Annotated in this window: 13 protein-coding genes; all 13 read left to right on the plus strand. The window is 62.6% G+C overall.

What is annotated here, in order from left to right; translation table 11 throughout:
- Nucleotides 1-37: 37 nt before the first annotated feature.
- The 13 genes from C8267_RS05375 (at nt 38) to C8267_RS05435 (ending at nt 15,253) form a co-directional block, all read left to right on the plus strand.
- On the plus strand, nt 38-313 hold the full coding sequence (locus tag C8267_RS05375; protein WP_087361625.1) for a putative quinol monooxygenase: 276 nt from the start codon (nt 38-40) through the stop codon (nt 311-313).
- 173 nt (nt 314-486) lie between these two features.
- A complete protein-coding gene (locus C8267_RS05380; protein WP_106633945.1) occupies nt 487-1,761 on the plus strand; it encodes a replication-associated recombination protein A in 1,275 nt (424 codons plus the stop codon).
- Nucleotides 1,740-3,050: a PDZ domain-containing protein gene (locus C8267_RS05385; RefSeq protein WP_234025703.1), complete on the plus strand. Its 1,311-nt coding sequence runs from the start codon at nt 1,740-1,742 to the stop codon at nt 3,048-3,050. The genes C8267_RS05380 and C8267_RS05385 overlap by 22 nt, the downstream gene beginning before the upstream one ends.
- 11 nt (nt 3,051-3,061) lie before the next feature.
- Complete coding sequence (locus C8267_RS05390; RefSeq protein ID WP_106633946.1) at nt 3,062-3,562, plus strand: metallophosphoesterase family protein; 501 nt, start codon at nt 3,062-3,064, stop codon at nt 3,560-3,562.
- Nucleotides 3,563-4,106: 544 nt separating this feature from the next.
- Complete coding sequence (locus C8267_RS05395; protein ID WP_106633947.1) at nt 4,107-6,578, plus strand: ATP-dependent Clp protease ATP-binding subunit; 2,472 nt, start codon at nt 4,107-4,109, stop codon at nt 6,576-6,578.
- Between the two features lie 214 nt (nt 6,579-6,792).
- A complete protein-coding gene (locus tag C8267_RS05400; RefSeq protein WP_106633948.1) occupies nt 6,793-7,632 on the plus strand; it encodes a lipopolysaccharide kinase InaA family protein in 840 nt (279 codons plus the stop codon).
- 107 nt (nt 7,633-7,739) lie between these two features.
- The gene (locus C8267_RS05405) at nt 7,740-9,425 is read left to right on the plus strand and encodes a hypothetical protein (protein WP_143256102.1); all 1,686 of its coding nucleotides are present in this window, start codon (nt 7,740-7,742) and stop codon (nt 9,423-9,425) included.
- A 194-nt stretch (nt 9,426-9,619) separates the two neighbouring features.
- A complete protein-coding gene (locus C8267_RS05410; protein WP_106633949.1) occupies nt 9,620-10,702 on the plus strand; it encodes a DUF5036 family protein in 1,083 nt (360 codons plus the stop codon).
- Nucleotides 10,703-11,289: 587 nt separating this feature from the next.
- Nucleotides 11,290-11,904: a TetR/AcrR family transcriptional regulator gene (locus tag C8267_RS05415; RefSeq protein ID WP_087361633.1), complete on the plus strand. Its 615-nt coding sequence runs from the start codon at nt 11,290-11,292 to the stop codon at nt 11,902-11,904.
- Between the two features lie 115 nt (nt 11,905-12,019).
- Nucleotides 12,020-12,499 (plus strand): hypothetical protein, encoded by a 480-nt coding sequence (locus tag C8267_RS05420; RefSeq protein ID WP_087361634.1) that lies wholly within the window; start codon nt 12,020-12,022, stop codon nt 12,497-12,499.
- A gap of 27 nt (nt 12,500-12,526) precedes the next feature.
- Nucleotides 12,527-13,213 carry a hypothetical protein gene (locus C8267_RS05425; RefSeq protein WP_106633950.1) on the plus strand — a complete coding sequence of 229 codons (687 nt, stop codon included), beginning with the start codon at nt 12,527-12,529 and terminating at the stop codon, nt 13,211-13,213.
- A 10-nt stretch (nt 13,214-13,223) separates the two neighbouring features.
- Entirely contained in the window at nt 13,224-13,727 is a 504-nt protein-coding gene (locus C8267_RS05430) for a hypothetical protein (RefSeq protein ID WP_158699724.1), read from the plus strand.
- A complete protein-coding gene (locus C8267_RS05435; RefSeq protein WP_106633952.1) occupies nt 13,724-15,253 on the plus strand; it encodes an ankyrin repeat domain-containing protein in 1,530 nt (509 codons plus the stop codon). The genes C8267_RS05430 and C8267_RS05435 overlap by 4 nt, the downstream gene beginning before the upstream one ends.
- Nucleotides 15,254-15,262 lie beyond the last annotated feature (9 nt).

A 15,262-nucleotide genomic window follows, 5' to 3' on the forward strand; every position in this document is an offset into this window, starting at 1 on the left:
GACAAAACGAATTACGAACCTCAAAAAGAGAAAGACCATGATACGACTCAATGTGTTCATCCGTACGACGGAATCCAACCGTGAGGAGCTGCTCCGCACGGCACGCGAGTTGACGGCCGCATCCGTCAAGGATGCCGGCTGCATTGCCTACGACATCTTCGAGAGCGCCACGCGCCCCGACGTGCTGATGATTTGCGAAACGTGGAGCGACGCCAAGGCGCTCACCGCCCACGAGCAGACGCCTCACTTCACGACCCTCGTTCCGAAGCTCCGCCAGCTGGCCGAGATGAAGACCGAGAAGTTCGTCTTCTGAGGCCCGTCTCAGTAATAATTAATGTAAAGACAACGCGCATTCCGTGCGCGCGCAGCCGTGCGGCAGGTCTCAGGACCTGCCGCTGAGCTACGCGGCCCGCTCTTTGGGGCTGCGCATGCGGCAGCAGCGCACACCGCCGAATCGCATTTCCGACCCTTCACTTTCCGCATACCATGTCCGCACCTCTGGCCGAACGACTGCGCCCCCGAACGCTCGACGAATACATCGGGCAGGAGCACCTTGTGGGGCGCAACGGCGTCTTCCGCAAGTTTTTCGAGACGGGCAACGTCCCCTCGTTCATCCTGTGGGGCCCTCCGGGCGTGGGCAAGACCACGCTGGCGAAGATTGTCGCCACGCAGCTCGAACGCCCCTTCTTCACCCTCTCGGCCGTCACGTCGGGGGTCAAGGAGGTGCGCGACGTCATCGAGTCGGCCAAGCGGCAGCGCTTCTTCGACGCCAAGCCCCCCTTCCTGTTCATCGACGAAATCCACCGCTTCAACAAGTCGCAGCAGGATTCGCTGCTCGGCGCCGTCGAGCAGGGGGTCGTGACGCTCATCGGCGCCACGACCGAGAACCCCTCCTTCGAGGTGATTTCGCCGCTGCTGAGCCGGTGCCAGGTCTATACGCTCCACCCCATGGAGGATGCCGACCTGCAGCGGCTGCTCGACCGCGCCCTGACCACCGACGCCGAGCTGCGCGCCCGCGACATCGAGGTGCGCGAGACGGCGGCGCTCTTCAAGTTCTCGGGGGGCGACGCCCGCAAGCTGCTCAACATCCTCGAGATTCTGGTCGGAGCCTCCGAGGGCAAAATCACGCTGACGGACCGCTATGTGACCGAGTGCCTGCAGCAGAACATCGCCCTCTACGACAAGAACGGCGAGCAGCACTACGACGTCATCTCGGCCTTCATCAAGTCGGTGCGGGGCAGCGACCCCAACGCCGCCATCTACTACCTGGCGCGGATGCTTGCCGGAGGCGAGGAGCCGCGCTTCATCGCACGGCGGCTGGTGATTCTCGCCTCGGAGGATATCGGGCTGGCCAACCCCAACGCGCTGCTGCTGGCCAACGCCTGCTTCGATACTGTACATAAAATAGGTATGCCCGAGGCGCGCATCACGCTGGCCGAGACGACCATCTATCTGGCCACCTCGCCCAAGAGCAACTCGGCCTACATGGCCATCAACCGGGCGCTGGCCCAGGTCGGGCACGACACGAACAACCGCCCCGTACCGCTGCACCTGCGCAACGCCCCGACACGGCTGATGGAGCGCGAAGGCTACGGCAAGGGATACAAGTACGCCCACGACTACGAGGGCAACTTCGCCGAGCTGGAGTTCATGCCCCAGGGGCTCGAGGGGACGCGTTTCTACGAACCCAATACGGGCAACGCCCAGGAGGCGAAAATCGCCGAACGCATCCACGCGTTATGGAAAGAGAAGTACCGATAGAGCAGCGGCCGCTGGCGGATCCGATGGCAGCAGGTCCGGCTTACGACATCTCGCCGCCTGACGACACACAAGCCTTCATTAAACGCCTGATTATGAAAAAAACACTACCACTTCTGCTATTCTCAGTTCTGCTCTCCTTGAAGAGCGTTGCCGCCGTTCCGGAGGGAGCGATTCCCTTCATCTTCGACAGGCATCTGTACCTGCAGTCTACCCTGAATGATTCGATTCCCGTTACCGTTGTTTACGATACCGGAGCCGATTTTCTCTATCTTGACAAGGACTTCCTGAAGCTCAACGATCTTCAAGACGCTTTCGGAAGAAGGGGCAAGGCAAAAATGGGAGGGGCGGGAAATGGAGGACCCCAACTCACGGAGATCTTTATCGACCCGGTCAAAATCCATTGCGGAGCGCTGGAATATCAAAACAGGATTACCCCCATAATCGCGTTACGTGATATTCTGGGGAGGCATACGGACGGCTTGTTAGGCAATACGCACCTGTTAAGATCCCCTCTGGAGATCAATTTCAGCGAGGGCTACATGCTTCCGCTCAAAGCGCCCGTTCCGACCGAAAGGCTTGCCGATTACGTGAAACTCGAAGCCCGATTCGAAAACAACCGCATCGATATTAGGGCAAGGCTGCAGATTGACGATAAAAATACGCTGGAGGGATGGTTCAGAATGGATTTGGGATGCGGCTCCACCGTTATTCTCACAAATGAAGCAGCCTCGACACTCAATCTGGGAGAGCTACCCAAAGCCTGTTTCCGCACTCAAGCCGGAGGAATCGGAGGAGCTTCGGAGGAGGTTATAATACGGGCGGCACAATTCCGCATGGCCGACACGCTTGAAAACCTCGTGATGAAATATTCGCTCAATGAAAAGGGAGCCCTGTCGTCCGACAAACCCTACCTCGGTTTGATTGGCAACGAGATATGGTCGCTATATGATATTATCCTGGATCCGGCAAACGCTTCGGTGTGGGTGAAGCGGAATGCGGACAAAGGGACCTACATGCAGTCGTCCGTAACACACATGGCAGCTTTTGACCGTACAGACATCTGCGACGGCTGGGTTGTCAATGGACTCTACAGAGACGGCATAGCCGAAAAGGCGGGCATCGAAATCGGGGATATCATCATCGCCATAAACGGCCGCCCGGTGAAAGATATACCTTGGGAAGAGCAGCGGAAAGGGCTGGACCTTCAGGGAGAAACCATATATACCGTAAAAAAAGCCGATGGCAGGACCGTTGTCTATACATTGTTCATCGACCTGCCGATAATCTAATCGAAGCAAGATTGAAAAGGATAGGAATCATCTCCGATACGCACGGGACCTTCGACGAACCGTTGCGCGACTTCCTGCGCGACGTCGACGAAATCTGGCATGCCGGCGATATCGGCTCGCTCGAGACGGCCGACCTCATCGCCGCCTTCAAACCGCTGCGGGCCGTCACGGGCAACGTCGACGGAGGGCTCATCCGCCGCGCCTACACCGACTTCCTGGCCTTCGACTGCGAAGGGGTCCGCGTGCTGATGACCCACATCGGCGGCTACCCCCGTCACTACGACCCGCGGGCGCTCGCCCGCATCCATCAGGTGGAGCCCCGGCTCTTCGTCTGCGGCCACTCGCACATCCTGCGCGTGATGTACGACCCCATCTACTCGCTGCTGGCCGTCAATCCGGGAGCTGCCGGCAACTACGGCATCCACAAGGTGCGCACGGCCATCCGTCTGGTCATCGACGGCGAAGAGATGCGCGACATGGAGGTCGGCGAGTGGCCGCGCAGCTCGCTGTGACCGGACACCGGCCCAACGAGGCTCCGCCCCGACGCAGCGCCACCGAAGGCGGCAGACGAAATCCGTCTGCCGCCTTTTTCGGCCGGGAGCGGGGCTGAGGCCCCCCCATTTGAGGCCGCAGCAGCCCCCGCCGCCACGCTGCCAAAGGGGCGAACGGCCAGCCAGGGTAAACAGAACGGCCCAAAAAAACCATTCACGCTACGGAAGCGTCCAAACGGAACAATCGGAGGAGATAATCCACACATGGATATTTTGCATTGATTACCAACAGTTTCAGATACATTCGGAAAATTTTTCCGCAAAAAAATCGACCTTTTTCGTTCACCTGCATCCAGGCAGGGAACAAAACGAGGCAACATGCTGTCACTCAAACAGTACGCATCGGCAAAGAGGCGGAAAGGGCCTCGCTCCGCACCGAGAACACACGCTGAATATCAGCGAAATAACCACCTAAATATACAATTCAGCCCGTATACTATACCGTAATGGTCTGCCGTTATCCATGCGAAATTCAAAAGGACGCAACATTCAAAAGGACGCAACCATGAAGATTAGAATCTCGAAACAGCTCGAAGGCATCATCGCCCGCACGGCCTTCGACACGACCAAGACCGGCGTAACCCGCTCGCTGAAGGATTTCCTCATGCTGGAGATGCTGCGCGAGGAGGGGTCGCTCGCCTGCCAGCTCCTCACGGCCCGCCTCAAGGAGTGGGAACTGCACCAGGTGCGGCTCCGCATCGAACACGACATACTCTCCGTCACGGAGACGGAGCACCACGCGCCCGAAGAGTTCTTCCACACCTTCGTCGACGAGCTGCGCGCCTCGGCCGGACGGACGACCCGGTACATCACGACGGCCCATGCGCTGCAGGCCATCGCCGCCGACCGGACCACCGTCACGGCACACGTGCTGGAGCTCTATGGCATCACGGCCGAACGGCTCGCCGTCGAGCTGCAGCTGCTGCCCGACGAGAGCGAGCCCGGGGAGATGCGGCTCCGCCTGCCCGACTTCGACACCTCCGCTTCGCCGGCCGACAACGCATCGGCAAAAGGTCCGCACACCACGTCGCTGCTCGAAAAGTTCGGCATCGACCTCACGCAGCTGGCCCGCAACGGCGAAATCGACCCCGTGGTGGGACGCGAGCAGGAGATTGAACGCGTCGTGCAGATTCTCTCGCGCCGCAAGAAGAACAATCCGGTGCTCATCGGCGAGGCGGGCGTGGGCAAGAGCGCCATCGTCGAGGGGCTGGCCCTGCGCATCGTCGCGGGCGAGGTGCCCCACACGCTGGCGGGCAAGCGCCTCTTCGCGCTCGACGTCTCCTCGCTGGTGGCCGGGACGAAGTTCCGGGGCGAGTTCGAGGAGCGGATGCAGCAGCTGCTCGAGGAGCTGCGCCGCTCGAAGCAGACGCTGCTCTTCATCGACGAGGTCCACACCATCGTCGGGGCCGGCTCGACCCAGGGGAGCCTCGACACGGCCAACATCCTCAAACCGGCGCTGGCACGGGGCGAGCTGCAGATTATCGGCGCCACCACCTTCGACGAATACCGCACCGACATCGAGTCGGACGCCGCCCTCGAACGCCGCTTCCAGCGGGTGGTCGTCGAGCCGACCACCCCCGAGCAGACGCTGCGCATCCTGCGCAACATCGCCCCCGGCTACGAGGCGCACCACCACGTACGCTACACGGAGGAGGCGCTGCAGGCCTGCGTCGAGCTGACGGGCCGCTACATCACCGACCGCTACTTCCCCGACAAGGCCATCGACGTACTCGACGAGGCGGGGGCCCGCGCCCACCTGCAGGCCGCCCGCGAGCCCGAATCACTGCGGCGTCTGGAGGCCGAGTTGACGACCGCCCGGCGCGAGCACCTGAAGGCCGTCGGGCAGTTCGCCTACGAAGAGGCCGCCGCGGCCCGCAACCGCGAGCTGACGCTCCGCACGCGGCTCGGCGAGCGCCGTGACGCATGGCAGCGCACGCTCGAACGCCGCCCGGTGGAGCTCACCGCACGCCACATCCGCGAGGTCATCACCGCCATGACGGGCATCCCCGCCGAGCGGGTTTCGGACGACGAGCGGCTCCGCCTGCAGCAGCTCGGGGAGTACCTCTCGAAGCGGGTCATCGGCCAGCAGGAGGCCGTCGAGCGCATCGTCCGCACCATCCGCCGCTCGCGCAGCGGTCTGAAGGAGGAGCAGCGCCCCCTGGGCATCTTCCTCTTCGTGGGGCCGACCGGCGTGGGCAAGACCCTGCTGGCCAAGGAGGTGTCCAGATGGCTCTTCGACGAGCGCCGCGGGCTGATTCGCATCGACATGAGCGAATATACCGAGAAGCACAACGTCGCCCGCCTCATCGGCTCGCCGCCGGGGTATGTCGGCTACGGCGAGGGCGGGCAGCTCACCGAGGCGGTCCGCCGCCAGCCCCATGCGGTGGTGCTCTTCGACGAAATCGAGAAGGCGCACCCCGAGGTCTTCCACACGATGCTCCAGCTCTTCGACGAGGGGTGGCTCACCGACGGCGCGGGGCGCAGCGTCGACTTCCGCAATACGATTGTCATCATGACCTCGAACATCGGTTCGCGCGAGGCCGCCCGCAAGGCCGTGCAGGTGGGCTACGCCACCGGTTCGAAGGAGGCGGGCGAGGCGCTCACGCCGCAGCTGGAGTACCGCAAGGCGCTCGAGCAGCGCTTCGCGCCGGAGTTCCTCAACCGCATCGACGACATCGTCGTCTTCCGCCCGCTCGAACGGGAGGACGTAGAGCGCATCGTCGAACTCGAGCTGCAGGCGCTGCGCGAGCGGGCCCGGAAGCTGGGGTACCGCATGCGCGTCACCGAGGGGGCGCGGCAGCGGCTGGCCGCCATGGGCTACGAGCGTCGCTACGGCGCGCGGGCGCTCCGCCGCACGCTGCTCGACCAGGTCGAGGAGCCCTTCTCGTCACTCATCATCGAGGGGCGGCTGCGCGAGGGCGACACGGTGGTGGTCGAGTCGGACCGCGCCCGGGGCGTACGGCTGCGCGTGGCTTGAATACAGTGGTGACCTGCGGCCGGGAACCGACCGTGAGCCGCAAGGAGCCGTCCGAGGGTCCGGTCGACCGTTTTTACGGTCGGCCGGACCTTTTTGTCGATTTTCCGGGCAACTTCGGCCGCATCACGGGCAAGGAAATCCGCGCCGGAACCGCTTCCTTTGCATCGAAACGAAAGATACGAACAACACACCCGACCGATTAACCCGCAAAGTCATGAAACTCCGCATCAATCCGCGCTACCATGCACTTGAACCCTTTGTCCGGCACCTTGCCGAGCCCGGATACTTCGACGCACACGGCCAGACGCTGCACGACGGGCGCAACACGCTCAAGCTCTTCGAGGTGGAGGGCATCCGCGTCGTGGTCAAGTGCTACGGCCATCTGTCGCTGCTCAACCGCCTTGTCTACGGGGTTCTGCGCCGGAGCAAGGCCGAACGGGCCTACCTCCACGCGGCGCAGCTGCGCGAGCGGGGCATCGATTCGCCCGAGGAGGTTGCCTTCCTCGAAATCCGCCGCCGCGGAGTGCTCGCCGAGAGCTACTTCGTCTCGCTCTGCTCCGAGTTCGACTCCCTGCTGCCGGTCATGGAACTCGACCGTCCGATGGCCCGGCGGCGGGAGATTCTCGATGCACTGGCCGCCTTTCTGCTCCGCCTGCACGATGCCGGCGTCGAACACCTCGACCTCAACATCGGCAACATCCTCTACCGCCGGGAGGGAGAGACGGGATACGCCTTCCAGCTCATCGACACCAACCGCATGCGCTTCCGCCGCCACCTCACGACCCGCCTCCGGCTGGACAACCTGAGAAGGCTCACCTGCCCGGCCCCGGTCTACCTCTACCTGCTCGACCGCTACGCCCGGCTGATTCACACCGATGCCGACACCGTACAGTTCAAGGGGGTGCTCATGCGGCTCTTCTTCGAGAACCGGCAGCGGCTCAAGCGGCGGATGAAGAGCCGCATCCGCCGGGAGCGCTCCCGCTCCGGCGCAGTCGGCAGAGGCACGGCACCCGGGCAGACCGACACGCCCGGGAACGCTCCGGCAGAGCAATAGAGCCCTGCGAAGGCCTCTTAGCAACGGTCCGCAACAAAAAGCGCCGGGAATTTGCCCGCCTCACGGGGATTTGCTACCTTTGGCCGCATACCAACCCATCCCGACCCATGAAAAGGACCTTTTGCGGCTGGCTGCTGATGATGGTTACCCTCATCGGATGCACCTCCGACAACACGACGAACGAAACCCTTGCCCGCTGCGAACGGCGCGTTGCCGCAGCTCCGGACAGCGTCCTGCAGATTCTGCAGGAGATTCCCGCCGAACGGCTCCGCAGCCGTGCGCTGCGGGCCCGCTATGCGCTGCTCGCGGCCGAAGCGCACGACCGCACCGAAACGACGCCCGACAACGACTCGCTGCTCAAGGTGGCGTGGAGCTACTACGGAGAACGGCCTCAGGAGCTCTACGGACAGTGCAAGACGCTCTACTACCGCGGACGCGAACACCTGCGCCGGGGCGACAAACCCGGAGCGCTGCGGCTCTTTCTCGAGGTCGAGGAGCGGCTGCGCTCCATCGACGAGCCCTACTACACGGGGCTGCTCTACCTGCGCATCGGCGAGGTCTACCGCTCGGAGCTCAACTTCGTGCGGGCCTACCGCTACTTCCGCGACGCACGCGACCTCTTCATGCGTTCGGAACACCCCCGCGAGACAACCGAGGCGCTGCTGGGCATGACCGCCTCGGCGCTGCGCATGCGCGACCTGCAGCGTGCCCGGCGCGACTGCACCATGGCGCTCGAGCTGGCCGACGACCTGGGCGACGACACGCTGCGCCGGCGCAGCCTCGCCTTCTTCGCCACGCTGCACATCTTCTCGGAGGGGGACCCCATCGCCACCGACCTGCTGCGCCGCATCGAGCGCTCGGTCCGCCGCGACACCACCCCCGAAGGCTTCTGCACGCTGGCCCAGACGCAGCTGCTGCGCGGACGGCCCGACAGCGCACTGCTCTACCTGCAACTGGCCAAGGAGAAGGGCCCCGACGGCGAGGAGCTTCCGCTGCTGGCCTACACCGCCTTCCGCGCGCAGGCGGCCGCCCGCCGCTACCCCGAGGCCACACGGGAAATCCACCGCTTCATCTACCTCAACGACTCGCTCACGCGCACCGCGCTGCAGACTTCGGCCGGGATGATTGAAAAGGACTACTTCCGCGAGCAGGCCGCCTTCGCCGACTACCGCATGCAGAGCCGCCGCACGGGCGAACGGGTCGCCGTCGCCGCACTGCTCGTGCTGCTCATACTCATCGGAATGGTCATCCGCCAGCGGATGCGCCTCCAGCGCGAACGGAACGGACGCTCGCTCCAGCTGCTGCGCGAGGCCCGCGAGGAGTACCGCCAGATAGCCGAGAGCATGGTCGAGCGGAACGACACCGAGTCGCGGCTGCGCAGCATGATTGCCTCGCGCTTCGAGATTGTCGACCGGCTGGGCAAGAGCTACTACGAGCGCGAGAACACCGCCTCGGGACAGGCCGCCATGGCCCGCCAGGTCAAGCAGCTCATCGACGGCTTTGCCGAGAACGGCGAGATGCTCGCCGAGCTCGAACAGATGGTCGACGAGGCGCACGACGGCGCCATGCAGAAGCTGCGGGCCGACTTCCCCCGCATGAAGGAGGCCGACGCACGGCTGCTCTGCTACATCTTCGGCGGCTTCTCGCCCCAGGTCATCAGCCTCTTCATGGAGGAGAGCGTGGCCAACATCTACGCCCGCAAGTCGCGGCTCAAGTCACGCATCAAGGCCTCGGATTCGCCCCACAAGGGGCTCTTTACGGCCCTTTTGGAGCAGCCGTCAGGCGGGTGTTAGATTCCCGCGCGGAAAATTCGCGCAAAACGCTGATTTACAGCACCGATTTTTGAAAAGTGTTAGATTGGGGCGTCCGTATCGCAACTGGTTTTCGGTACGGACGCCCTACTTTTGCATTCGGAAACGCCCCAGTCCCGGACCGTCCGGGAGCGTTCGCAAAACGAACGTCCGACACATTCCAAAAATTTACACACATGAAACCGAATCAGATTCTTATCACAATATTGGCAGGCGCGGCACTCATGACCGCCTGCAAGAAGGATGATGTTCCACCCTCGGAGAAGGATGCCGTCGTGCAAATCTCCGTACGCGACCAGAAGGGTACGCCCATCAACGGAACGCCCGTACTGATATACGACGAGGAGGGTTATGCCAAGTTCCAGAAGGAGCACAACACGCCGCCGCTCGATGTGGCCGTAACCCGGGCCGACGGCAACGTGGAGTACCGCTTCGCCTACGACAAATGGCTGACGAGCGGCAAGCGCACCGTCACCTTCGTGGTCTACAAGGAGCAGGACGAGAAGAACTACGACATCTGGGCCGAGACGCGGACCCTCATGCCTTCGAAGAGCGAGCGGGTCGAAATCCGCATCGAGCTCGGGGAGAAGGAGGAGCCCAAACCCGGCACCGACCCCAAGCCCGAGCCCGGCGCGGGTGAGGAGCGGCAGCTCGAGATGTATGACGCCGACAACGGACGCACGCTCCTCGACGGAACCCTCTTCCTCGACACGAAGCACTACTTCGACGGCGGCGACACCCATATGATAGCCGATGCGGGCGAGGTGGCAGACCTCAAGGCGCTGGGCGAGCCCGTCTTCACGGAAATTGAGGACCTTGTTGCAGCTACACCCGGTCACGGATACTTCATCTGCAGGAATATGACTTTCAAGACCTTCCCGTCGGGGGCGCACGCCCTCGCCATCGGAGCCGAATACACGAAGGTCTACGTGGCCGGGTGGCTGCAGCAGGGCGACAAGAAGGTAGGCGTACGCCTCCACTACCAGACCGCGCAGGCCGGCACCGGAACACTGCCCGAACGGGGCCACACCTACGAAATGTCGCTCAAGGGCGAACACACGCTCGACGTCGAGCTGCCCGAGGCACCCGAGCTCTACGAGTTCGTGGCCCACGACAAGACGCAGCTCGAACTCGCGGGGACCCGCAACCGCATCACGGTGCGCGTGACCGACACAGACATTGCCGAGGGACGGGAGTATCTCTTCCACGTACGCTCGGGAGTGCTCTACACCGACCTCAAGGTCAAGATTGTAGCCTGAACAGAAAATCGTTTCAGCCGCCGGGAACCGGCCGTTCGAGGTCCCCTCGCCAAAGGGACAAGGGGGTATTTAATCGAGTATTTGAAAACGGCAGGGACTTCAGGGCCGGAACCGGCGGCATGAACGATTTATTCCAGGAAGCCTCACGGCTTCACCGACACCCGCCCGAGCAATCCGCCCCCCAGGCGGGTGTTTTCTATTCCGAGACCGGCTCCCGCAGCTCACGCCCGGCAGATTGCCCCCGCCGGGTCCGGCAGGGATGCCGTATCCCGACCGAGCCGGTCCGACCACCCTTCCGTCTTAAGAAACAACCGACCCGACCATGCTTTTGCTTCTCTCGCTGCTCCTGCTGCGCGCCGGAGTAATCCTTCGCAACCGATTGCGCGATTCGGAATCGGGCCGACAGTAAGGCCGGCCCACCCGGCGCTCCGACGTCCCGGTACCCCAACGCCCCAACGCTCCAACGCTCCAACGCTCCGGCAGAGTGTGAGGGGGCGACCCTCCGGAAACCGCGCAGAAAAATCGTACGGATTTTCGTTTTTCCCCGAATTAGCTTGTATCTTTGGAATCACAAACGCCAGACAAGCATGAAAACCAATCGGGAAGAGATTCTGCAACATGCCCTGCGACTCTTCATGTCAATGAACTACGAGGGTGTCAGCCTGCAGATGATTGCCCACAGCGTCGGACTGACCAAAACCGGAATCTTCAACTACTACCCCACGAAGCTCGACCTCTTCATCGCCGTGGCCGACCGCTACCTCTTCCACCTCCAGGACCCCGGGAACAAATTCGCCCCCTCGGACGGGTCGCTGCGCGACTTCATCGACAAATACATCGAAGGCGTCGAGCGCACCATGGACGAGATTGTACGTCTGGGCAATATCCGCCGCGAGGAGATGCCCGGACAGCTGGCCAACGCCGGATATTTCCACCTCTTCCAGCAGGTGCTCTTCTACTATCCCGACGGCAAGCGCAAACTTCACGAATGGATGGAAAAGGAGTTCCGGCTCTGGTGCGGCGTCATCGCCCGGAGTGTCGAACGGGGCGAACTGCGGGCCGACACAGATATTGAAGAGGCCGCCGCTCTGTTCCGACAGGTCTTTATCGGTCTCTCATACCAGATGTCCTTCGACAAAGGGCTCGATGTCGGGATTCTCCGCCGGCGATTCCTCTATATATACGGGCTGCTGAAGCGCTGAGCAGGCTCCCGGCGGCTTTTTTCACGAATTGAAGCAAAAATATGACCGTGTGGTCATATTTTTGCTTTTTTATGCTATCTTTGTCTCCGTAAAAAATGACCAATCGGTAACTTTTATGGAAAACAAACCCTTCGAACGCATCCAGCGGAGCTTCAACTACACGCCTGCGAGCATCTTTACGAACCAATGGTCGAACCTGGCCTTCGGCGCAGGAATGATTGTCATTCCCGCCATCTTCCCCTTCGGCCTCCGCATCCGCCACCTGCGGATTCTCTCGCCGGCGGTCTTCTCGACCATTCTGATTGCGGGCGGCGTGCTGCTGCTCTTCTTCACCTGGCGGGGCATGCGCAATGCCCGGGCGCTGAAGGCCGCGGGAGGAAAAATCACCGTCGACGGCACGCGCGTAACCTATCCCGAGGTCGAGAAGGGAAAGGTCGAATACCGCTCGTTCCTTACGACCGATATCGAGTATGTGAAGGACGACGAAGAGGAGCACCAGTGCAAGGTCAAGACGCCGGACAACTACATCGTCTTCGAGACACGCTACTTCGACTCCGAGGAGGAGTTCGAAGCCTTCCGCTCGCTGCTGGGATAAAACAAACCAACCAAAAACCATAACCCCATGAAAGCAATCATCACCCAATGGCTCTATGCCGCAGGTGCGGCCATGCTGGCACTGACCTCCTGCGGGTCGGGCGAAACCTATCCGATGGCCTCCGCCGAGGGACTTGCCAAAATCCGTGAACTCGTTGCAGCGAACGTCGACACCTCGCAGTACAAGATTTACACGGTGGAGTGGCGCGAGGACAACCGCGACCGCCAGCTGGAGAACATTCTCACATATATCGACGTCTACTACCTCGACGCCGACAACAACGACTACCACCTCTCGTTCCAACTCACCAACGGGAAGTTCACGACCGACGGTCCGGAGCTGAACGACCGCCGGAGCTACTCCTATGCATGCACGACGCCGCTCGACATCGCGGCCATCGACTTTGACTACCTCCAGAAAATCGGCGAACGGGCAGACTCTCTGGTTATGTCCGACGAGGAGGGCAAACACCTGACCCTGAAGTCGGCCGGGATGTTCCGTTTCCGGATGTGGCCGGTGGGGCTGAGCAGCGTCGACCGCTGGAACCGCAGCGATGAGTACCGTGCGGAGTCGAAGCAAATGCAGGTGCAGTTCGAACTGAACTACGTCGACGAAAGCGAATCGCCCGAATACCAGGGACGCTTCACCGTGACGAACTACTACACGGTCGCCTTCACGGCCAATGCCTCGGGAGAGGTCTCCATCGACAATTAACCGCACGGAAATGGGACTGATGGGCAACGCCCAGCCGATGGCGGGAGCGGACTCCGAACGGCTTTTTGCGGCCGGAGTTGCCTGCATCTGCTGCGAAGCGTGGCCTATGGCCTACGTCTGCTTCGAGCGCTCCGCACGCGAGGACGCCCCGACACGCTACAACCAGGCTCTGTGCTGCTTCCATGTAGAGTGGTACGAAGAGAGCTACCGGCTGCTCGCAGAGTCCGAACGGTTGCTCGACATCCAGTCTGCCGGAATCTCCGGGCCGGGTGTTACGTCCGCTCCGCGCCGGCAACTTCCAGAAGCTTTCCGCCGCTGGGATACCGACGGTGAATTGCCCCGCTGTCCGCTGCTGCCCGAGACACCGCGCGACGATGCCCTCACGCTAATCCTCCGCCTGCGGGCCGAGGCGGCCTTCCGACTGGGCCGCTGCGAGGAGGTTCGGACGATTGCCGCCCGCCTCGGGCACCGATACAAACACCTTGAAAACCTGCTCAAAACGATTGACCGATGACACCGCTCCGGGAACTCTACGACCTTTATTACTATCCGAACCCTGCAAAGGAGGAGCGCCGGCGACAACTCCTTGCCGAGATTCCGACCGACGCACGCGACGAGGAGAACTACGGCCGCACGTCGCTGCATATTGCAGCGGAGTTCGCCGACTGCGAGGCCATTGCTTCGCTGCTCGACCGCGGGGCCGGAGTGAACGACCGCGACACGGAGGGACACACGCCCCTCTTCCGTCTGGCCTCGCGCCGCAGCAGGGTGGCTACACAGGAAGAACAGATTGCCGCGGCGGCACGGCTGCTGCTGGATTGCGGCGCGAACCTTCCGCGTTCGGCTCGCGGCACGACGGCGCTGCTCGAGGCCGTGCAAAACCGTCACCACGCGATGGCCGCTGTGCTGATCGACTCCGGACAGCGGCTCGACTCCGCGAACAGCTACGGCGACAATGCCCTGCACAACCTCTGCCGGCGCGCCGCCGATACCGCACGGGAGATCGCCGGCAAGGAGCGTTTTATCGCCAGCTTCGGCGAACGGTGGGTCTCGGAGAAACAGCAGCGGGAAGCCCGCGAGGAGTTGGAGGAGCTCCGGGCGGAACAGATGCGCTGTTATGCAACGGCGGCACTGCTGCTCCACAGCGGGCAGATCGACCCCGACGAGAAAAATTCGGCCGGCCGACGTCCGTTTGACTTCGCCATGGAGGGCGGAGCCCAATGGGTGGGCGCCCTGCTCTCGGGCGGGGACCCGTTCGATGAACTCACCATGGAGACCGGCGGGATGAGCCTCTTCCAGACGCTGCGCAAAAAGGACCGGAAAGCGCTGGAGGCCCTGCTGCAGGCAGGTGTCGATCTCAATGCGGAGTGCGACGACCGCGGAATGAGCGACTGGACGGGCAAAACGCCGTTGGCCTGCGCGCTGGAGTGGGGCGAGACTGAAATCGCGGCAATGCTGCTCCGGGCCGGTGCCGACCCCGACCGGCGGACCTCGAAAGGGGTGGCTCCCTTTGCCGTCTGGATCGGGCAGGGATGCCGTGTCTCGGACGGCATGGAGCGGTTTGCGCCGCTCATGGAGCTCTTCGAAGAGCGGGGATGGCACCCCGATGCCCCACAGACGGAGAAAGACGAACGGGCCCTTATGCTGGTGTGCCAGCACGATGATTACGAACTGGCCATCTGGACCTTGCGGCGACTGCTGAAACAAAAGGTCGAGGTGAATGCCCGCGATGCGATGGGCCGCACGGCCTTGATGCATCTGCTGGGCCCGCACAGCGCCGGGCCGTATCAGCCGGAGATGCTGGAACGGCTGCTGGAAGCCGGCGCCGACCCCTGTGCCACGGACAACGAAGGACGTACCGTGCTGCACTATGCGGCCGAGGGCTACACGCATGCGGCGGCACGGCAGGCAGCCGAACTGCTCTTCGACTTCGGGCGGCCCGATGTCTCGGCCGCCGACAATGAGGGGCGCACGCCGCTCGACATTGCCCAGCGCAGCAACAACGAGTCGCTTGTGAAATTTTTGCTGAAACACGTCTGAAATCAACGC

The organism is Alistipes sp. Marseille-P5061, assembly GCF_900290115.1.
Lineage (GTDB): Bacteria > Bacteroidota > Bacteroidia > Bacteroidales > Rikenellaceae > Alistipes > Alistipes excrementigallinarum.